The sequence below is a fragment of the Pseudomonas sp. St316 genome (assembly GCF_018325905.1).
Taxonomy (GTDB): Bacteria; Pseudomonadota; Gammaproteobacteria; order Pseudomonadales; family Pseudomonadaceae; genus Aquipseudomonas.
This window is the reverse complement of record NZ_AP021901.1, coordinates 2,609,358-2,628,274: the sequence shown is the minus strand read 5'-3', so window position 1 is coordinate 2,628,274 and position 18,917 is coordinate 2,609,358. Positions and strand designations below refer to the sequence as shown.

Below are 18,917 nucleotides of genomic sequence, written 5' to 3'. Positions count from 1 at the left end.
GTACCTCCCACATTTCTTCTGTGTATGGCTTAGATTTTCAAAGACCCCAGCAACCCTTCCAGAAACCGCTCCCCCGCGTCCATCTGGCTGATCTCGATGAACTCATCGGGCTTGTGCGCCTGTTCGATGGAGCCTGGGCCGCAGACCACCACGGGTACATCCAGGCGCTGCTTGAACAGGCCGCCTTCGGTGCCGAAGGAGACCTTGGCGGTGCCGGTGTCCGGGGTGGCAAAGTTTTTCAGGAAGCGCACGGCTTCGACACTCGGATGGGTGTCGAGGCCCGGATAGACGTTGAGGGTTTCGATCTCGATGTCCGCGACGCTGGAGAGTTTCTTGGCTTCACGCACGATCACCTCGGCGCGCTCGCGCAGTTGCTCCAGGAACAGGTCCAGGTCGTCGTCCGGCAAATTGCGCACTTCGAAATCCAGGGTGCACAGGTTCGGCACGATGTTCAGTGCCTTGCCGCCGACAATCTGCCCGACATGCACGGTGCTGTAGGGCACGTCGTAATCCGCGTCCTGGGCGCCCTGCTCCTGCAGTTGCTGCTGGCTCTGGCGCAACGCGGCGATGAAATCGCAGGCCACGTGAATCGCATTGACCGAGCGCGGTGCCAGCGATGAGTGCGCTTCCAGGCCGCGACAGTAGGTGCGATAGGAACCCTTGCCCTTGTGGCCAAGCACGAACTGCATGTTGGTCGGCTCGCCGATCACGCACAAAAACGGTCGCACCGGCGCCAGGTGCAGCACGTCGAGCAGGCGCCGCACCCCCACGCAACCGATCTCCTCGTCGTGGGAAAGCGCCAGTTGCAATGGCCGGTTCAACGAATGGTCGGCGGCATCGAGCATGGCGTCGATGGCCAGCGCAATGAAACCTTTCATGTCACAACTGCCACGCCCGTAGACGCGTCCATCGCGCACTGTCGCCTGGAACGCCGGAACGCTCCAGGCCTGCCCTGCCGCCGGCACCACGTCGGTGTGCCCAGACAGCAGGACCCCGGGCAACTCACTCGGGCCGGTGCTGGCGAACAGGTTGGCCTTCTTGCCGCTCTCATCCTTGACGATCAGCGACTCGATACCCTTGCCCAGCAACAGCTCGCGCACGTACTCGATCAGGGCCAGGTTCGATTCTGAAGAGACCGTTTCAAACGCCAACAGGCGTTCGAAAATGGCTAACACGCGGGGTTTCATGAGGCCTTGCTCCGTTGCTCGGCACAAAGGGCGAACCGGCGGATGGAGAACGGCTCGATGAACGTTCGAGTGCTGCCGGTGCTGATCAGTTCAGCCATGACATCGCCAACGCCCGGACCGAGCTGGAAGCCATGGCCGCTGAAGCCGAACGCATAGTACAAGCCATCGACGTTGCCACTGGGCCCCATCACCGGCAGCGAATCGGGTAGGTAGCCTTCGATGCCGCTCCACACGCGAATGATGTTGAGATTGCCGACACCCGGCAGCAGGCGGCGCATCTGGTCCAACTGGTTGAGGATGCTGCGCGGCTCGACATAGGCCCGGCGGTTGAGCATGTCCGGCTTGCTGCGATAGCCGCCGCCGATGACGATATTGCCTCGGGGAATCTGGCGGAAATAGATCACCTCTTCGGGAATCTTGGTGTACACACCGATCACCGTCGGCAAGGCATAAGGCACCGGCTCGGTAACGGCCATTTGCGGGCCGTTGGTCTCCAGCGGCACCGGCTCGTCGAATTGCGCCGAGAGCTTCTGGCCCCAAGCGCCCGCGGTAATCAACAGTTGGGCAGCGCTGAACTGGCGACCGTCGGTGGTGCTGATGCTGAACCCGTCACCAAGCTTCTGTACCTCGGCCACCTCGGTGCGCTCCTCGATGCGCGCACCGAGCCGCCGTGCCGCCCGGGCGAACGCCGGGGCCGCCAGGCGCGGGTTGGCGTGACCGTCGTGCGGCGCATAGGAACCGCCCTTGACGTCCTTGCCGAGAAACGGAAAACGCGCATGCAGCTCGCTGCCGCGATAGATCTGCAAGTCCAACTCCGCCGCTTCCGGAGCCGCTGCGTAAGCCTCGAGCTCGGGTATTTCATCCTCGCGATAACACACGCGCATATGCCCGCTGGCGATGAACTCCAGGTCGTCGTCGATCAGTTCCGGCAGGCGTTTCCACAGTGCCCAGGACCGGTTCGCCAGTTCCAGTTGCCCGAGAAAACGCCCCTGGCGCCGCACGTTGCCGAAGTTCACGCCGCTGGCGTACTGCCCGATCTGGTCACGCTCCAGCAGGATCACCGACTGCCCCCGTTGGCGCAGGAAAAACGCTGCCGCCGAGCCCATCAGGCCGCCGCCGACAATCACCACGTCGGCTTTATTATTGACCGTCATGGCGTCACCTCCCGAGTGAGCATCGAAAGCGGTTTGACCGGCGCCTGACCGCGCTGGCGCCCCACCTCCTGCACCTGGACACCCGCTGCGGCTGCAATCACTTCGGCCCCGGCCTGGGAACAATAGCGACCCTGGCAGCGGCCCATGCCGACCCGGCTGAACGCCTTGGCCCGGTTGACTTCACAGGCGCCCTTTTCGCTGACGGTACGGCGCAGCTCGCCGGCGCTGATCATCTCGCAGCGGCAAACGATGGCCTCGTCCGGCAAGGCCTTGGCCTGTGCCGCCGGCCAGGGAAACGCCTGGGCCAGGCCGAGGCGAAACGCGTCCATCACCTTGAGCGCCTGGCGCTGTTCGGCGACGAGTGCGGCGTCCACCGGCTGCTGCAGATCGCTCAACAACGCCAGGGCGACCAGGCAACCGGCGTGCTCGGCGGCATCGGCGCCACGGATCTTCGAGCCGTCACCGGCGGCGTAGACGCCGCTGACCGAGGTTCGGCCCTCTTCGTCCGTGTCCAGCAGCCATTGGCTGGAGGCCTCGTCAAAACGCAGGCGACAGCCCGCCAGGTCAGCCAGTTGGGTTTCCGGGCGCAAGTGATAACCCAGTGCTACCGCGTCGCACGCCACCGTCAAGGTTTCCCCGCTCGTGGTACGGATCCGCACGCCGCTGACGCCGCTGCTCGCCTCTCCCAGAATTTGCAGCGGCGAAATACCCAGGTGCACAGCAATCTTCGCCCGATACAACTGCGCCAACAGTTTCATGCCGGTGAACAGCAAGCCCGGGCGCGCCATGAGTTTGGGCAGGGCTTTGATGCGCTGGCTCAACGGCGAAGTGTCCAGCACCGCCGCAACATTGGCCCCGGCTTTTACGTATTGACTGGCAACGAGGTACAGCAACGGCCCGCTGCCCATGAACACCACCCGGTGGCCAATGGAAACTGCCTGGGCCTTCAAGGCGATCTGCGCGCCGCCGAGGCTGTAGGTACCGCCCAACTGCCAGCCCTCAATGGGCATCAAGCGGTCGGTGGCGCCGGTGCACAGGATCAGCGCGTCGTAATCCACCGTCGTGTGCTGGCCCTGGCTGACGCAGCACAGTTGTCCGGGCGTCAGGTTCCATACCAGCGTATCGGGGCGATAGTCGATCTGTGGACGCAGGCGGTCGAAGCTTTCGTGAAGGTCACGGGCCTTGTCCGCTTCGGTGCCGTAGAGCGTGGCGTAGCTGCGGGTGAACCCGTCGGGCTGGCGCCGATAGATCTGCCCGCCATCGCGACGGTTTTCGTCGATCAGGATCGGCTTGAAGCCCGCCGCCACCAAGGTCTGGGCACAACGGATGCCGGCCGGTCCGGCGCCGACGATGACGACTCGATGCGTGTTCAGCCGCGCAGTGGCCATATCGCCTCCGGTTGTTGAGTGATGATGTCCAGTCCTTCGCGTACTTCATTGGAGCAGGCCCGCAGGCGTTCGCCGCTACGGGTCCAGACCCAGCAATCCTGGCAGGCGCCCATCAGGCAGAAACCGGCCCGGCTGCCCGGATCGAATTCCGACTGGCGCAACGCCGGGCCGTGGGTCAGCAATGCGACCATCAAGGTGTCGCCCTGCAACGCCTCGATCGGGACGCCATCCACTTTCAATTTGACGATGGGCCGGCCCTGTTCGGCCAACCTCACGAAACGCGCGTTCATGCGTAGGCTCCCACGATCATGCTGTTTGAATCCTGTTGGCGCTTGAGCAGCTCGGCACTGTCGTGATGACAGAGCACCTCGCTGCCGCCGTCGATGATCCGTCGGGGCGGCGCGGTGTGGTTGCAGAGGCCGTCGACCCGCACCGGGCAGCGATTGAGGAAGGTGCACAGCTGCGGCACCTCGGCGCGCGCGCCCAACGCCGGCAGCGTGCCGCAGGTGGTGGCGCCACAGCTTTCCAGCCACCCCTGACGCATCTCCGGTACCGAGTGGATCAGCAGGTCGGTGTAGGGATGGAACGGCGCCTGGGCGAACGATTGCCGGGTGCCCGCCTGGACCTTGTGGCCGCTGTACATCACCACGATGTCGTCGCACAACGCCCGCACCGTGGAGATGTCATGGCTGATGAACAGGTAGGACACCCCCAGTTGCTGGCGCAGGTCGCGCAGCAGTTCAAGGATCGCCGCGCCGACCACCGTGTCCAGCGCCGAGGTCACTTCATCGCACAGGATCAGGTCCGGCTTGGCCGCCAGCGCCCGGGCCAGGTTGACCCGCTGTTTCTGTCCGCCGGAGAGTTCGCTCGGGCGGCGCTCGGCCATGTCCCTTGGCAGACGCACCAGGTCGAGCAACTCGCCGATACGCTCACGCAGCGCCGCGCCCTTGAGGCCGAAATACATCTTCAACGGCCGGCTCAGGATAGTGCTGATGCTGTGCATCGGGTTGAGCGCGGTGTCGGCATTCTGGAACACCATTTGAATGCGCCGGAACTGTTCGTCCGTGCGTTCGGCCAGACTGCCACCCAGGGGCTGACCGTCAAACGTCAGCCCGCCCAGGGCCGGGGTCAACAACCCCGCCACCACCCGCGCCAAGGTGGACTTGCCCGAGCCGGACTCTCCGATCACACCGATGGCCTCGCCCCTGCGCACGGTCAGGTCGATGTCTTCGAGCACCCGGATCGCCGGCATGCCGTGCTGGTTCTTGTTGCCGTAGCCAGCGGTCAAGCCCTTGATGGTCAGCAGCGGCGTGTCTGCGGCCACACCGCACGGCGGGCGAATCGTCGTGTCTGGCCGTGCCGCCGCCAGCAGGCTGCGGGTGTAGGCATGAGCCGGGCCCTTGAGCAGTGGCGCGGTGGCGCTCTGTTCGAAAATCTGCCCGCCGTTGAGCACCACGATCTGGTCGGCCATCTGCGCCACGACGGCCAGGTCGTGGGACACGTAGACCGCCGTCGCGCCACGCTCGCGCACCACCCGCTTGAAGGCGCGCAGTACGTCGATCTGGGTCGTCACATCGAGGGCCGTGGTCGGCTCATCGAGCACCACCAGCAGCGGATCGCTGATCAACGCCATGGCCGCCATCACCCGTTGCAGTTGCCCGCCGGACACTTGATGGGGATAGCGCTGGCCGATGCGCTCGGGATTCGGCAACGCCAGGTCACGGAACAGTTCGATGGCCTTGGCTTCGAGCACGGCCCGGCTGCCCAGGCCATGGATCAACGCCCCTTCCACCACTTGGTCGATGAGTTTCTTGGCCGGGTTGAACGCCGCCGCGGCGCTTTGGGCGATGTACGACACCCGGTTGCCGCGCAGGCCTTGCAGCTCGCGCTCACTCAAGGCGAGCATGTCGTGCTCGCCAATCTGCACCACGCCTCCGGCCAGGCGACAACCGCGCCGGGCATAACCGAGCAGCGCCAGGGCGATGGTGGTCTTGCCCGAACCAGACTCGCCGATCAGCGCCAGCACTTCACCTTTTTCCAGGGAGAAACTCACGCCCTTGACGATTTCCACCTCGCTGCGCTCGCCACAGGCGACCACGCGCAAGTTCTCGACTCGGATCAATTGGCTCATCTCAATGGCCTCCCGTACGTCGGTTACGCCGCGAAGACAAGCGGTCGATAAACAGATTGACGCCAATGGTCAGGGTGCCGATGGCCAGAGCTGGAATCACGATGGCCGGCGCGCCCTGGTTGAGGCCGCCGATGTTTTCCCGCACCAGCGACCCCAGGTCGGCATCCGGCGGCTGCACGCCCAGGCCGAGGAAGCTCATGCCGCTGAGCAGCAGGACGATGAAGCCGAAGCGCAGGCCCAGATCGGTCAGCACCGGATTGAGGATGTTGGGAAGGATTTCCACACAGGCGATGTACAGCCGACGTTCGCCACGGGTACGGGCCACCTGCACGTATTCCAGCGCCTCGATGTTCACCGCCATGCTGCGGGCGATACGAAACGCCCCCGGGGTGAAACTGAGTACCGCCGTGCAGATCAGCAAGGTCACCGACGAGCCGAACGCCGAGACCATGATCAGCGCCAGCATCTTGCTCGGGATCGAAATAAAGGCGTCCATCAGTCGGCTGATCAGCTCGTCCAGCCACTTCGGCGAAACCACCGACAGCAGAGCGCAACTGGTGCCCAGCCCACTGGCCAGGACTGCCGCCACCAACGCCAAGCCCACCGTGAAGCGCGCGCCTACGAGAATGCGGCTGAGCATGTCGCGGCCCAAATAATCGGTGCCCAGCGGATAAGTGGCGCTGAGGGTGTCAAAGACGTTGTCGGAGACCACTTCCCCTACGGGATGGGGTGCCAGCCATGGCCCGAAGATAGCCACCAGCAACCAGATCACACACATCGCGGCGCCAATCAGGCCGAGCCAGGGCGTTTTGCGCGACACCTTGCCCAAGGCCAGTTCGGGCGCCGCAGGCGGGGATTTCACAATGAGATTGTTCATTGGTTTCTCAGCCTCGGATTGGACAGGATCGCGCACAGGTCAGCCACCAGCACCAACGCCAGGTACGCCGTACAAAACAGCATGGTGCAGGCCTGGACCAACGCCATGTCGCGGTTGGTCACGGCATCGACCATCAGGCTGGCGATGCCGGGATAGTTGAAAATCGTCTCGACGATCACCACCCCGCCCAGCAGGTAGGACAGGCTCAAGGCGATGGCATTGGCGATCGGCCCGATGGCATTGGGCAAGGCATGGCGCAGCACCACACGCACCGGACTCACGCCTTTGAGGCGGGCCATTTCCACGTAGGGGCTGTCGAGTTGATCGATCACCGCCGCCCGGGTCATGCGCGCCATTTGCGCGACGATGACGCAGCACAGGGTCATCACCGGCAAGGCATAGGTGCGCATGAATTGCAGCGGCGAGGTGATCTCGCTGGAATAGGACAGCGCCGAAAGCCAGCCCAGGTTCACCGCGAAAATCAGCACCGCCAGGGTGGCGACCAGGAACTCCGGCACCGCCACCATCGTCAGGGTGAAGAAGCTCAGGAAGCCGTCGATGCGCCCCCCTCGCCCCATCGCCGAGCCAATGCCCAAGACCAGCGCCACCGGCACCGACACCAGCGCCGTGGCCGTCGCCAGCATCAGGGTATTGGGGACACGGCCGGCCATTAACTCGCTGACCGGCGTGGCGTTGGAAATCGACATGCCCATGTCACCGCTGAGCAGGCTCATCAACCAGTGCAGGTAGCGCAACACACCCGGTTGGTCCAGGCCCATCTTCACCCGCAGGGCCGCCACTTGCTCAGGCGTGGCGAATTGTCCAAGGGACTGTTGCGCCGCGTCTCCCGGCAACACCGCCGTAATGGCGAACACCACCATCGATACGATCAACAGGGTCACGACCGCGGCGCCCAGGCGCCGGCCGATCAACCAAAGTGTGTTGCTATTCATCGCCCTACCCCTTGTGCCATGTCACGCCGCCAGACAACACGCATCAAGCGTCAAGCCAGACTTGCTCGGCGAACATATAGCCCATGAAACCGCCCAGCGGGTTGGTGCCATAACCTTTGACGCGTTGGTCGACGCCATCGATGTTGCTGATGAACACCGGGATGCCGATGCCGCTGTGGTCATGCACCAGGGTCTGCATGTCGGCATACATCTGCCCGCGCTTGGCCTCATCGGTTTCACCGCGAGCCTGGATCAGCAACTGGTCGAACTGCGGGTTTTTCCAGCCGGATTCGTTCCACGGCGCCGTGGACTGGAAGAACTGCGAGAACAACATGTCGGCGTTAGGCCGCGGGTTGATATTGCCGAAGCTCAATGGGTGCTTGGCCCAGTGGTTGGACCAGTAGCCGTCGCTCGGCAGCCGATTGACGTCGAGTTTGAGCCCGGCCTCCTTGGCCGATTGCTGCAACAGCACCGCAACGTCGACCGAACCGGTGGCGGCTGGCGAGCACATCAGCGGCATGCTGATGCTCTCCATGCCGGCCTTCTTCAGCAGGAAACGGGCCTTTTCCGGATCGTAGGCCCGTTGCGGCAGGTCGGCGTTGTAGAAGCGTGAGCCAGGCGCAATCGGGTGATCGTTACCGACCCTGGCGAAACCACGGAAGATCGCCGACTTGACCTGTTCGCGATCCAGCAGCAGTTTCATCGCCTCGGTGAACTCCGGGCTCTGGCCGGGCATCTGGTCCTGGCGAATGATCAGGTCGGTGTAGTTACCCGACGGCGAGTCCACCACGCGATGGGTGGTGCTGTCCTTGATGCGCGTGGTCGAGCGCGGGTTGACCTCGTTGATGATCTGCACGTCGCCCGACAGCAATGCATTGACCCGTGACGGCTCGTCGGCGATGCCGATGAATTCGATTTCGTCCAGGTACGGCAGGCCAGGCTTCCAGTAGTTGGTGTTGCGCGCACCGATGGAACGCACCCCCGGCTTGAACTCCTTGACCTTGAACGGGCCGGTGCCGATGCCCTGGTTGAAGTCGGTGGTGCCCTCAGGGACGATCAACAGGTGGGAGACGGCCAGGATCGATGGCAGCTCGGCATTCGGGCCGCTCAGGCGTATCTGCACTTCATGGGTACCGGTGGCCTTGACCTCGGCAAACTGCTCGGCCAGCGGCAAGACCTTGGAACCGGTGATCGGGTCCTTGTGCCGCAACAGGGAAAACACCACATCCGCGGCGGTGAGACCCTTGCCGTTGTGGAAGGTCACCTCCTTGCGCAGGGTAATCACCCAGAGCGTGGCGTCGGTGGTGTCGATGCGTTCGGCCAGTTCCAGTTGCGGCACCATGTGGCTGTCGAAACGCGTCAGGCCGTTGTAGAACATGTAGTGGCGCACGTAGTCCGTGGACGATGAGCCTTTGGCCGGGTCCAGGGTATCGGCGGTGGAACTGGAGATACCGGCGACACGGATACGCCCGCCGGGCTTGCCTTTGCCGGGGGTTGCCTGCTCATCGGCAAGCAACTTGCCGGCGGCGCCGAACAGGCTACCGGCACCGGCTGCGGCCACGCCCGCCAGCCCGAGCATCTGCAATGCATGGCGGCGCGACATGCCGCGGTTGAGCCCTTCGAAAACACGCAGACTTTCTGTACCGGTGATCAACTGGTCTTTGATGCCGTTTTTAGTGTCACTCATGTCAGTTCTACCTTTCGGAAAATGATAGGGCTCGTTACGTGCGTAAACGCACTGTGGTTGCAACGCCAAGCGACGCCATGAGACTCAGTGCAAATAGTCCTGCAGGCGGTAATACGCGCCGACCAGCGGCAGGAACCAGGGCTTGCCGAAGTGCCCGGGAATGGCCGGCCAGTCCAGTTCGCGCCAAGGGTTGGCCTCGACCTTGCCGGCCATGACCTCGGCCATGACCTGCCCCATGTGCACCGACATCTGCACACCGTGGCCGCTGTAGCCCATGGAGTGATAAACCCCGCCATGCTGGCCGGCCCGGGGCAGGCGGTCGGAGGTCATGTCCACCAGGCCGCCCCAGCAATAGTCGATCCGGGTGTTCGCCAACTGCGGGAACATCTGCACCATGGCGGCTTGCAGCACCTTGCCGCTCTTGGCGTCGGACACGCTGTCGGACATGGCAAACCGTGCCCGACCGCCAAACAGCAGGCGGTTGTCCGGCGTCAGGCGAAAGTAGTTACCGATCATGCGGCTGGTGACATAAGAACGCCGGGCCGGCAGCAGGCTGTCGATCAGCGCGGGCGACAGCACCTCGGTGGCGATCACGAAACTGCCCACCGGTACGATCCGCCGCCGATACCAGCCCAGGCCGCCCTGCTGGCAGGTGCCGGTCGCCAACAATATTTGCGAGGCCTGCAGCGTCCCCTTGCTGGTATTGACTCGATAACCGCCGGCACTGGCCTTCCAGTCCTGCACCGCCACGCCCTGGAAGATCAACGCACCGTGACGGGCGGCCGCTTCGGCCAGGCCGACGCCGAAACGCCCGATGTGCATCTGCACACCATTGCGCTGCAACAGGCCACCGTGAAACTGCGCTGAATTGACTTCCGCCCGCGTCTCCTGGGCCGACAGCAACTCGACCTCGGCATCGACTTCCTTGCGGATCAATTCGCAGGTGCGCGCCAACCCTTCGTAGTGCATCGGCTTGGCGGCCAGCTTGAGCTTGCCGTTGCGCTTGAGGTCGCAAGCAATCCGTTCTTGCTCCACCAGCGTGACGACGCTCTGCACGGCGCTTTCATAGGCTTGGTAATACGCCCGAGCCTTGTCGGCGCCGAGGCTGGCGGTGAGTGCCGCGTAATCCTGGGCCACGCCGGTACTGCAATGCCCGCCGTTGCGCCCAGACGCCTCGCCAATCACCCTGCCCGCTTCCAGCACCGCCACGCTGGCCCCCTTCAAGGCCAGGGCCCGCGCCGCCGCCAGACCGGTGAAGCCGCCACCGACGATGGCGACATCGACCTGCCCGGGCAATCCGCCGAGCTGAGCACCGGCGAACGCTGGTGCGGTGTCGAGCCAATAGGACTCACTGCCCATGTCTAACCCCTTTCGCCTTCAAACGTGCGTCGAGACTCAGAGCCCGACCAGAGCGGGCAATGCGCCGATGTCCGGGATCTGGTGGTAGCCAAAGGCAGCGTTGGCCGGTTGTTCATGACCGCGGGCGACGAAGGCTTTGTGCTTGATCTTCATGTCGTGGGCCGACATCAGGTCGTAGCGGAAGCTCGACGACACATGCAGGACGTCTTCCGGTCCGCAGCCAAGGTTATCGAGCATGAATTCGAAAGCGGCCAGGCGCGGCTTGTAGGCCTGGGCCTGTTGGGCCGTGAAGACTTTATGGAAAGGTGCGCCAAGCTTGTCGACGTTGGACATGATCTGCTCGTCCATCGCGTTGGAAAAAATCACCAGGGGGATCTTGTCGGCGATTTTCGACAAGCCCGCCGGTACATCGGCATGGGGGCCCCAGGTTGGCACGGCGTCGTAATAGAGCTGGCCTTCGCCACGATATTCAACGCCCCAACGCTTGCAGACCCGCATCAGGGAGGTCTTGATGATTTCATCATAGGGCCGCCAGTCACCCATCACCTGGTCCAGGCGATAAGCGGAGAAATCCTTGACGAACTGGTCCATCTGCCCAGCATCGACACGGTCGGCGAACAGCTCGCGGGTCATGGTGCCCATCTGGAAATTGGTCAACGTGCCGTAGCAGTCGAAGGTGATGTACTTGGGTCGAAGAAAGCTCATGAGTGCGGTCCTGGATTGTTGTTGAAGGCTCGACGAGGCGAACGATGGCGCCCTTCGTGAGGCATCGGTGCAACGCTGCATCACGTTTTCATTACAACACCATGAGACCGTGGATAAATCGTTAAAAATACCGGCCGCTTGGTACAAACCACCGTTTTGCGGGGCTCGCTCAGCAGACTTTGCGGGATGCTCCAGGCGTGGGCGTCGTGCCCGTGTTTCTGTGGGTTTGAGAGCCGTTATGGTGCGCCAAACCGGCCTGCGCCAGGTCGTTTGCGGCAGAATCTACGCCTTGGGTGGGCAGCTTCGGCATCTTTGTCGAATGGGCTGCCACCATCGCGAGCAAGCTCGCTCCCACAGGGGATTTGTGGCGGTCAGTGAGTTCCAGGCCAGCATAAATCCCTGTGGGAGCGAGCTTGCTCGCGAAAGCAGTGGACCTGCTTGCCATTGTGTTTAATGGGCCGGCGCCATCGCGAGCAGGCTCGCTCCCACAGGGGATGGTGGTGGGCACAGGATCAAGGAACGCCGCCGATCCACTGTGGGAGCGAGCCTGCTCGCGAAAGCGGTGGGTCGGTAGGAACAGTGCCCTATTCAGGCCTTCAGTTCGGCCTCAAGAAAACTCACCAACGCCTGTACCCGCGCGCTGCGCAGTTTGCGCGAGGGTACCAGCAGGTTGATCGGGGCGCTGTCGAATTGCCAATCGGCGAGCACCCGCACCAGCCTGCCGTCGGCGATGGCTTCGCTGACATCCCATTGCGAACGCAGCACCAACCCCAGGCCCTGTTCGGCCCAGCGTCGGGCCACGCCGCCATCGTTGCTCAACATGGCAGGGTTGATCCGCAGGGTCCTGCGCCCGTGCGCATTGCGCAGGTGCCACAGGGTGACATCTTCATCGTTTTCACGAATACAGATGCAGCGATGCTCGGCGAGTTGCTCCGGCACTCGCGGTGTGCCGTTCTGCTCCAGGTAAGCAGGGCTCGCGCACAGCCAACGGTCATTGTGCGTGAGGAGGCGAGCGACCCACTGACTGTCGCTCAGGTGACCGATGTGAATCACCGCATCGCTGTCATGACGGTCAGGCCAGGGCGTTTCCCGTAGATCCAGGTGCAGGCAGAGCTGCGGATGCAACCTGGCAAAACGGGCCAGCAGCGGCGCGAGGCGTTGGCGGCCATAGCCGAACGGCGCTGCCAACCTGAGGGTGCCAGCCAGTTGATCGTCTTGCTGCTTGAACGACTCGGGAAGCGCCTCCAGTTGTTCCAGCAACAGCGCGCTCTGACGCGAGAAACGCTCGCCGTCGGCGGTCAGGCTCAGCCGTCGGGCGTCGCGGTTGGCCAACGTCAGCCCCAGCAGCGTCTCCAGTTTGCGCAAGCGCATGGACAACGCCGGTGGCGAGACATTGAGGGCCCGGGCAGCAGCGCTCAACGATTCGCAGTGTGCCAGCGCCACGGCCATGCGCAGGTCTTCGAAGCTGATCATTCAGTTTAACTTAATGATTGATGACATCGCATTGAACCACGACTTTACGATGACTGAGTAGAGTCGAGCCTGTCTTTCACCTGCGAGCCTCGCTCATGCCCGTCTCAATTGCTTCCCTCGATACCCCGGTCGCGCTCATCGATGTGCCGCGAATGCAGCGCAATATCCAGCGCATGCAACACCGCATGGACGCCTTGGGAGTGCGTCTGCGCCCACATATCAAAACCAGCAAATGCCTGCCGGTGGTTCAAGCGCAGATCGCAGCAGGCGCCAGGGCAATCACCGTGTCCACCCTCAAGGAAGCCGAGCATTGCTTCGCCGAAGGCATCCACGACATCTTTTATGCCGTGTCCATGGCGCCCGGCAAACTGGCCCAGGCCCTGACGCTGCGGCGCAAGGGCTGTCGCTTGAGCATCTTGACCGACAGCCTGGCGGCGACGCAGGCCATCGTCGATTTCGGCAGGCAGCACGACGAACGTTTCGAGGTCTGGATCGAGATCGATTGCGACGGTCATCGCTCCGGCGTGCGCGTTGAAGACGATGCACTGGTCGACATCGCGCGGCGACTCAGCGAAGGCGGCATGCAGCTGTGCGGCGTCATGACCCACGCCGGGTCCAGCTACGAGCTCGATACGCCCCAAGCGCTGCAAGCCTTGGCCGAACAAGAACGCCACCTCTGCGTCAGCGCCGCCCAACGCATCCGCGCAGCCGGGCTGGCCTGCCCGCAAGTCAGCATCGGCTCGACACCCACGGCATTGTCGGCGGTGAGCCTGGAAGGCGTGACCGAGGTCCGCGCCGGCGTCTATGTGTTCTTCGACCTAGTGATGCACAACATCGGTGTTTGCCAGGCAGATGAATTGGCGCTGAGCGTACTGACCACCGTCATCGGGCATCAGCCGGACAAAGGCTGGATCATCACCGATGCCGGCTGGATGGCCATGAGCCGGGACCGGGGGACACAGCGCCAGCAGCGGGATTTCGGCTATGGACAAGTGTGCAGCGAAGCCGGCGCCTGGATCGAGGGCGCGCTGCTCACCAGCGCCAACCAGGAGCACGGCATCGTCACCCTTTCCAGCCCTGGGGACGTCGCTATCACCGAGCGTTTTCCCATCGGCAGTCGCCTGCGCATCCTGCCCAACCACGCCTGCGCCACCGGTGCGCAATTCCCTGATTACCACGCCTGCGATGTCTTCGGCCAGGTGCACACCTGGAGTCGTCTGCATGGCTGGTGAAATCGAGTTGATCCAGACCACCCGGGCGGCCGCTGCGGGTGGACATTACTCCCAGGCGGTCTCGCACGAAGGCGTCTTGTACGTGTCCGGGCAACTGCCGGTACGTGCCGATGGCGGCCACAGTGTCGACCAACCGTTCGAGGTACAAGCCGCCATCGCCCTGGATAACCTGATGGCGATTCTTGGCGCCGCGGGTCGTCGTCCGAGCGACCTGCTGAAAGTGACGGTCTATGTCGCCGGCATTGAACACTGGCCAGCGTTCGACCGGATCTACGCCCGCTATCTGGGCGCACACCGACCTGCGCGCGCGGTGGTGCCCGTGCCGGCCTTGCACCATGGGTACCTGATCGAAATCGAAGCGCTGGCATGTGCGCCCCCCTACCCAACGGCATGAGATGAACCCGTGGCGAGGGAGCTTGCTCCCGCTTGAGCGCGAAGCGCTCACCGCTTTTGGGGCCGCTGCGCGCCCCAGCGGGAGCAAGCTCCCTCGCCACGGAGGTTGGGCCTGACCTTGCTGCAATTGAACCGCTATCGAGGATGTTCGAGGGAATATCATGAAGCCACAAAAAAGCGATGTACTGATTATAGGCGGCGGCATCATGGGCTCGGCGTCGGCGTTTTTCCTGCGCCAGCGTGGGCACTCGGTGACCCTGCTGGAACGCGACCTGATCGGCCAATATGCCAGTGGGGTGAATTTCGGCAACGTGCGACGCCAGGGGCGATTCCTCGGCCAACTGGAACTGTCCAATCGCTCGTACGGGTTGTGGAAACGGCTCCCCGAGTTGATTGGCGATGACCTGGAGTTCATCCCCAGCGGCCATATGCGCGTCTGTTATCGCGAAGACGAAATCGCCGAACTTGAAGCCTACGCCGCCGCCCCCGAAGCCCGCGAGCTGGACTTGCAGATCATCACCGGCAAGGCTTTGCATGCGCGTTTCCCATTCCTCGGCCCGCAGGTCAAAGGTGGCTCGTATGCCCCTCACGACGGCCACGCCAACCCGCGCTTGGCCGCACCGGCATTTGCCCGCGCGGCGACACGGGCCGGGGCAAGTGTGTGCGAGCGAACGGAAGTCGCCGCAGTACAAAAGGTGAACGACGAATTCCACGTGGCCACCACCGATGGCCAATTGTTCATTGCAGAACAACTGCTGATCACGGCAGGGGCGTGGGGGGCAAAGCTGTCCGAACAATTTGACGAAGCCGTGCCATTGCAAGCCAATGGCCCGCAGATGTCGGTCACCGAACCGGTACCCTATGCCTTGCCGACGGTGATCGGCGTGTTCACCAAGATAAAGGAAGAGGTGATTTATTTCCGGCAGATCCCCCGGGGCAACCTCATCATCGGCGGCGGCAACCGTTGCAAACCGGACATGATCAACCGTCGTGCCTACTTCAAGCCCGAGAGCCTGCTCAACCAGATGCAGCAGATGAGCCGCCTGCTGCCTGGGGTGGCGAACCTGAACATTATCCGGGTGTGGAGCGGCATCGAAAGCTATACGCCAGACTCACTGCCGATCATGGGCCCAAGCGGCAAGGTCAAGGGGTTGTTCTATGCCTTTGGTTTCTGCGGGCATGGCTTCCAGCTCGGCCCGGGCGTCGGCGACGTCATGGCCGAGCTGATCAGCACCGGCAACACCGGCACCCTGATCAGCCCTTTTGATATCCGCAGGTTTACCGAACCGACAGCCCTGACAATGCCTCAGGTGAGCACACCTGGCACCGGCCGACTCATTTGACGCAAGCGACCGGGCGCGCTTTTTTGCCCCGGACGGGCGCCGCCATTTTTTTTGCCCAGTTAGCCCGGCAGATACAGCAGATTCTTCTTTGCCAGGCTTGAGAACGGCATATCCCATCCGGGCCGCTTTGTTAGTTTATCGAGAAGAAAACGGCCTCAGGATCTGTCGCCGGCAGTGCTATCACCGCTCTATGGGAGCCCGTTGGATGACCACCCCATTTTTGAACAACCCGCCTACGTCCCAGCAGTTCTATATCAATGGTGACTGGCAGTCTGCGGCATACCCGGCCACGCTGCCGGTGATCAATCCCGCGACCGAGCAAGTCATTGCCGAGGTCGCTCGCGGCTCAAGCGAGGACGTTGACCGCGCGGTCGCGGCAGCTCGCGCAGCGTTTCCCGGCTGGTCCGCCACTTCGGTGGATACACGCGTGGCGATCCTTGGAAAGATCCATGGGCTGATGCTTGAGCGCAAGGAAGAACTGGCCCAGGTGCTCTCGCTGGAAATGGGCGCGGCCATCGGCTTCGCACGGGCCATGCAAGTGCCGCTGGCCGCCGAACACGTTCGGGTGGCCCGCGATGTGCTGTCCACTTACAACTTCCGGAAGCTTGAGCAGGGCACGGCCATTCAACGCGAACCCATCGGCGTCTGCGGCCTCATTACGCCGTGGAACTGGCCGCTGTACCAAATCACCGCCAAAGTCGCCCCGGCGATTGCCGCCGGTTGCACGGTGGTGTTGAAACCCAGCGAACTGTCGCCCCTCAGTGCCCTTCTCTTCGCACAATTGGTGCATGACGCCGGCCTGCCTGCCGGCGTCTTCAACCTGGTGAACGGCAGCGGTGCCGAGGTCGGCGCAGCCATGGCGGCGCACCCCGACATCGACCTGATCTCCATCACCGGCTCGAACCGCGCCGGCGCACTGGTGGCCCAGGCCGCCGCGCCAACGGTAAAACGCGTCACCCAGGAACTGGGCGGCAAATCCCCGAACGTGTTGCTGCCGGACGCTGACTTCGCCAAAGCCGTGCCACCTGGCGTGATGTCGGCGTTCCGCAATGTCGGCCAGTCGTGCAGCGCGCCGACCCGAATGATCGTGCCACGAAATCGCTCGGCGGAAGTCGAAGCGCTGGCTGCCGCGACTGCCAACGCGATCATCGTCGGCGACCCACGATCGGAAGAAACCGTACTCGGCCCCATCGCCAACGAGGCCCAGTTCAATCGGGTGCAAACCATGATCGAAGTCGGCTTGCATGAAGGGGCCAAGCTTGTGTGCGGCGGCCCTGGGCGCCCGGAGGGTTTTGAACAAGGCTTCTACACCCGCCCTACGGTCTTCTCGCAGGTCGACAGCAGCATGCGCATCGCCCAGGAAGAAATCTTCGGCCCGGTGCTGTGCATCATTCCCTATGACACGGTGGATGAAGCCGTCGCCATCGCCAATGACACCGTCTATGGGCTCGGCGCGCATGTCCAGGGCCAGGACCTTGAGCTTGCGCGCGCCGTCGCGTCGCGTATCCGCGCAGGACAAGTGCTGTTGAACTACCCGGCGTGGAATCCCATGGCGCCGTTCGGCGGCTACAAGCGCTCAGGCAATGGCCGTGAGTATGGGGTTCACGGGTTCGAGGAGTATCTGGAGATCAAGGCGATTGTCGGTTTCGAATGACCGCCCTACTCCTCGGCCCGGCCCGTACCCTCGCGATCATGTACGTAGTGTCGGGTGAACGGAAACGCCGGCAGCCATGACTCGCGGCGCACGGTCCAGCTTTCGTAGGTGGGCATCAGTTGATCGGGGGCGTCCAGGGTCCCCAGGTGCACTTCTATTTCGTCAGCCGAGCGGGCGAACAGCGACGAGCCACAGCGCGGACAGAAAAAGCGTCCGGCATAGTCCCGTGTTTCACCTTCGATCGTCACGGCATCCTGGGGGAACACGGCGGCAGCGTAGAAGAGCGCGCCGTGATGCTTGCGACAATCGAGGCAGTGACAGAGGCCAACGCGATACGGACGGCCCGAGGCCTGGATACGAACATTGCCGCATAGGCAACCGCCGGTGAATCGGTCCATGGAGGGCTCCTCTAGAACTGGACAGTCGGGTTTCACGATACGTGTCGATCAATGATAGGCGCATGTTGCGCCATCAGTTCCACGACCCAATCGATGAACACCCGCAGCTTGGCGCTGATGTGCCGGTTCGGAGGATAGGCCAGATAAAGCGGCATCGGCTCCAGGTGCCAGTCTTCGAACAGCGGCACTAACCCACCCTGCGCTTGATGAGGCCTGGACATGTACTTGGGCAGCCAGAGCACGCCCAGCCCTGCCAAACCGGCCGCGAGGTAGGCGTTGCCGTCGTCGATGGCCAGCGCGTAGCGGCCTTTGACGTGAAGCAGCTCACCGTCACGGCGCATGGCGTAGGGCAAGAATTTGCCGGTGCGTGCCCACAGGAAACCCACGGTGCGGTGGTGCGAATCTTCCAGTTCTCGCGGATGCGCGGGCAGGCCAAACCGTGCCAGGTAACTCGGGGCGGCGAAAACGCCGAGGGCGAGATCACCGACGCGCCGGGCGACCAGCGACTGATCCCTCAACTCACCGCCGCGCACCACGCAATCGACGTTTTCATCGAGCATGTCGACAATGCGATCACTGACGCCCATGTCGATCTGGATGTCCGGGTATCGCGCGTAGAACGCCGGCAAGGCCGGTATCAGGATCATCGCCGCCAGTGGGCTCGGCACGTCCACACGCAGTCGCCCGCGAGGTAGCGCCTGGGCGCCGGACACGCTGGTCTCGGCATCGTCCATGTCGGCCAGCAGCCGGATCACCCGCTCGTAATAAACCGCGCCGTCGGCGGTGACGTTGACTTTACGCGTGGTGCGGTTGAGCAACTTGACCCGCAACCGTGCCTCGAGCTGCTGCACCAGTTGGGTCACGGTGGTCTTGCTCATGTGCAGGGTTTCCGCCGCCTTGGTGAAGCTGCCTGCCTCCACCACTCGAACGAACGCTTGCATCGCATCAAAACGATCCATTTGTGCCTCGGGTGTCGATCCGAT

Annotated in this window: 17 protein-coding genes; 4 read left to right on the top strand and 13 right to left on the bottom strand. The window is 63.3% G+C overall.

The window, feature by feature from the left end; translation table 11 throughout:
* Nucleotides 1–29: 29 nt before the first annotated feature.
* The 11 genes from argE to KI237_RS11890 all read right to left on the bottom strand — a co-directional run bounded on the left by argE (nucleotide 30) and on the right by KI237_RS11890 (nucleotide 12,914).
* On the bottom strand, nucleotides 30–1,187 hold the full coding sequence (gene argE, locus KI237_RS11940; protein WP_212799975.1) for an acetylornithine deacetylase: 1,158 nt from the start codon (nucleotides 1,185–1,187) through the stop codon (nucleotides 30–32).
* Nucleotides 1,184–2,341: an NAD(P)/FAD-dependent oxidoreductase gene (locus KI237_RS11935; RefSeq protein ID WP_212799974.1), complete on the bottom strand. Its 1,158-nt coding sequence runs from the start codon at nucleotides 2,339–2,341 to the stop codon at nucleotides 1,184–1,186. The genes argE and KI237_RS11935 overlap by 4 nt, the downstream gene beginning before the upstream one ends.
* The gene (locus KI237_RS11930; RefSeq protein ID WP_212799973.1) at nucleotides 2,338–3,729 is read right to left on the bottom strand and encodes an FAD/NAD(P)-dependent oxidoreductase; all 1,392 of its coding nucleotides are present in this window, start codon (nucleotides 3,727–3,729) and stop codon (nucleotides 2,338–2,340) included. The genes KI237_RS11935 and KI237_RS11930 overlap by 4 nt, the downstream gene beginning before the upstream one ends.
* Complete coding sequence (locus KI237_RS11925) at nucleotides 3,711–4,019, bottom strand: (2Fe-2S)-binding protein (protein WP_109755489.1); 309 nt, start codon at nucleotides 4,017–4,019, stop codon at nucleotides 3,711–3,713. The genes KI237_RS11930 and KI237_RS11925 overlap by 19 nt, the downstream gene beginning before the upstream one ends.
* Entirely contained in the window at nucleotides 4,016–5,860 is a 1,845-nt protein-coding gene (locus tag KI237_RS11920) for an ABC transporter ATP-binding protein (RefSeq protein WP_212799972.1), read from the bottom strand. Before KI237_RS11920 ends, KI237_RS11925 begins: the two co-directional genes overlap by 4 nt.
* A 1-nt stretch (nucleotide 5,861) precedes the next feature.
* Nucleotides 5,862–6,737, bottom strand: a complete 876-nt coding sequence (locus KI237_RS11915; RefSeq protein ID WP_212799971.1) for an ABC transporter permease — start codon at nucleotides 6,735–6,737, stop codon at nucleotides 5,862–5,864.
* Complete coding sequence (locus KI237_RS11910; protein WP_212799970.1) at nucleotides 6,734–7,690, bottom strand: ABC transporter permease; 957 nt, start codon at nucleotides 7,688–7,690, stop codon at nucleotides 6,734–6,736. The genes KI237_RS11915 and KI237_RS11910 overlap by 4 nt, the downstream gene beginning before the upstream one ends.
* Nucleotides 7,691–7,733: 43 nt before the next feature.
* A complete protein-coding gene (locus KI237_RS11905) occupies nucleotides 7,734–9,377 on the bottom strand; it encodes an ABC transporter substrate-binding protein (protein WP_212799969.1) in 1,644 nt (547 codons plus the stop codon).
* A gap of 84 nt (nucleotides 9,378–9,461) precedes the next feature.
* Nucleotides 9,462–10,736 (bottom strand): NAD(P)/FAD-dependent oxidoreductase, encoded by a 1,275-nt coding sequence (locus tag KI237_RS11900; RefSeq protein ID WP_212799968.1) that lies wholly within the window; start codon nucleotides 10,734–10,736, stop codon nucleotides 9,462–9,464.
* 36 nt (nucleotides 10,737–10,772) lie between these two features.
* On the bottom strand, nucleotides 10,773–11,441 hold the full coding sequence (locus KI237_RS11895; protein WP_212799967.1) for a haloacid dehalogenase type II: 669 nt from the start codon (nucleotides 11,439–11,441) through the stop codon (nucleotides 10,773–10,775).
* 588 nt (nucleotides 11,442–12,029) lie between these two features.
* Entirely contained in the window at nucleotides 12,030–12,914 is an 885-nt protein-coding gene (locus tag KI237_RS11890) for a LysR family transcriptional regulator (RefSeq protein ID WP_212799966.1), read from the bottom strand.
* Between the two features lie 95 nt (nucleotides 12,915–13,009).
* On the opposite strand from KI237_RS11890, the gene KI237_RS11885 reads away from it, so the two are divergent.
* From KI237_RS11885 to KI237_RS11870, 4 genes are all read left to right on the top strand, one after another.
* Nucleotides 13,010–14,146, top strand: a complete 1,137-nt coding sequence (locus KI237_RS11885; RefSeq protein ID WP_212799965.1) for a DSD1 family PLP-dependent enzyme — start codon at nucleotides 13,010–13,012, stop codon at nucleotides 14,144–14,146.
* Nucleotides 14,136–14,540 (top strand): RidA family protein, encoded by a 405-nt coding sequence (locus tag KI237_RS11880; protein ID WP_212799964.1) that lies wholly within the window; start codon nucleotides 14,136–14,138, stop codon nucleotides 14,538–14,540. The genes KI237_RS11885 and KI237_RS11880 overlap by 11 nt, the downstream gene beginning before the upstream one ends.
* Before the next feature lie 160 nt (nucleotides 14,541–14,700).
* Nucleotides 14,701–15,882, top strand: coding sequence for an NAD(P)/FAD-dependent oxidoreductase (locus KI237_RS11875; protein ID WP_212799963.1), 1,182 nt, complete (start codon nucleotides 14,701–14,703; stop codon nucleotides 15,880–15,882).
* 205 nt (nucleotides 15,883–16,087) lie between these two features.
* The gene (locus KI237_RS11870) at nucleotides 16,088–17,536 is read left to right on the top strand and encodes an aldehyde dehydrogenase family protein (RefSeq protein WP_212799962.1); all 1,449 of its coding nucleotides are present in this window, start codon (nucleotides 16,088–16,090) and stop codon (nucleotides 17,534–17,536) included.
* A 5-nt stretch (nucleotides 17,537–17,541) separates the two neighbouring features.
* On the opposite strand, the gene KI237_RS11865 is transcribed toward KI237_RS11870, so the two are convergent.
* Both KI237_RS11865 and KI237_RS11860 read right to left on the bottom strand, forming a co-directional pair.
* The gene (locus KI237_RS11865) at nucleotides 17,542–17,934 is read right to left on the bottom strand and encodes a GFA family protein (protein ID WP_212799961.1); all 393 of its coding nucleotides are present in this window, start codon (nucleotides 17,932–17,934) and stop codon (nucleotides 17,542–17,544) included.
* A gap of 32 nt (nucleotides 17,935–17,966) precedes the next feature.
* The gene (locus tag KI237_RS11860; RefSeq protein WP_212799960.1) at nucleotides 17,967–18,893 is read right to left on the bottom strand and encodes a LysR family transcriptional regulator; all 927 of its coding nucleotides are present in this window, start codon (nucleotides 18,891–18,893) and stop codon (nucleotides 17,967–17,969) included.
* Between the last annotated feature and the right edge of the window lie 24 nt (nucleotides 18,894–18,917).

Coding starts and splice junctions, on each gene's coding strand:
- KI237_RS11935 (WP_212799974.1), bottom strand. CDS start 2,341: ATGACGGTCAATAATAAAGCCGACGTGGTGATTGTCGGCGGCGGCCTG.
- KI237_RS11895 (WP_212799967.1), bottom strand. CDS start 11,441: ATGAGCTTTCTTCGACCCAAGTACATCACCTTCGACTGCTACGGCACG.
- KI237_RS11930 (WP_212799973.1), bottom strand. CDS start 3,729: ATGGCCACTGCGCGGCTGAACACGCATCGAGTCGTCATCGTCGGCGCC.
- KI237_RS11870 (WP_212799962.1), top strand. CDS start 16,088: ATGACCACCCCATTTTTGAACAACCCGCCTACGTCCCAGCAGTTCTAT.
- KI237_RS11900 (WP_212799968.1), bottom strand. CDS start 10,736: ATGGGCAGTGAGTCCTATTGGCTCGACACCGCACCAGCGTTCGCCGGT.
- KI237_RS11875 (WP_212799963.1), top strand. CDS start 14,701: ATGAAGCCACAAAAAAGCGATGTACTGATTATAGGCGGCGGCATCATG.
- KI237_RS11860 (WP_212799960.1), bottom strand. CDS start 18,893: ATGGATCGTTTTGATGCGATGCAAGCGTTCGTTCGAGTGGTGGAGGCA.
- KI237_RS11865 (WP_212799961.1), bottom strand. CDS start 17,934: ATGGACCGATTCACCGGCGGTTGCCTATGCGGCAATGTTCGTATCCAG.
- argE (WP_212799975.1), bottom strand. CDS start 1,187: ATGAAACCCCGCGTGTTAGCCATTTTCGAACGCCTGTTGGCGTTTGAA.
- KI237_RS11905 (WP_212799969.1), bottom strand. CDS start 9,377: ATGAGTGACACTAAAAACGGCATCAAAGACCAGTTGATCACCGGTACA.
- KI237_RS11885 (WP_212799965.1), top strand. CDS start 13,010: ATGCCCGTCTCAATTGCTTCCCTCGATACCCCGGTCGCGCTCATCGAT.
- KI237_RS11890 (WP_212799966.1), bottom strand. CDS start 12,914: ATGATCAGCTTCGAAGACCTGCGCATGGCCGTGGCGCTGGCACACTGC.
- KI237_RS11910 (WP_212799970.1), bottom strand. CDS start 7,690: ATGAATAGCAACACACTTTGGTTGATCGGCCGGCGCCTGGGCGCCGCG.
- KI237_RS11880 (WP_212799964.1), top strand. CDS start 14,136: ATGGCTGGTGAAATCGAGTTGATCCAGACCACCCGGGCGGCCGCTGCG.
- KI237_RS11920 (WP_212799972.1), bottom strand. CDS start 5,860: ATGAGCCAATTGATCCGAGTCGAGAACTTGCGCGTGGTCGCCTGTGGC.
- KI237_RS11925 (WP_109755489.1), bottom strand. CDS start 4,019: ATGAACGCGCGTTTCGTGAGGTTGGCCGAACAGGGCCGGCCCATCGTC.
- KI237_RS11915 (WP_212799971.1), bottom strand. CDS start 6,737: ATGAACAATCTCATTGTGAAATCCCCGCCTGCGGCGCCCGAACTGGCC.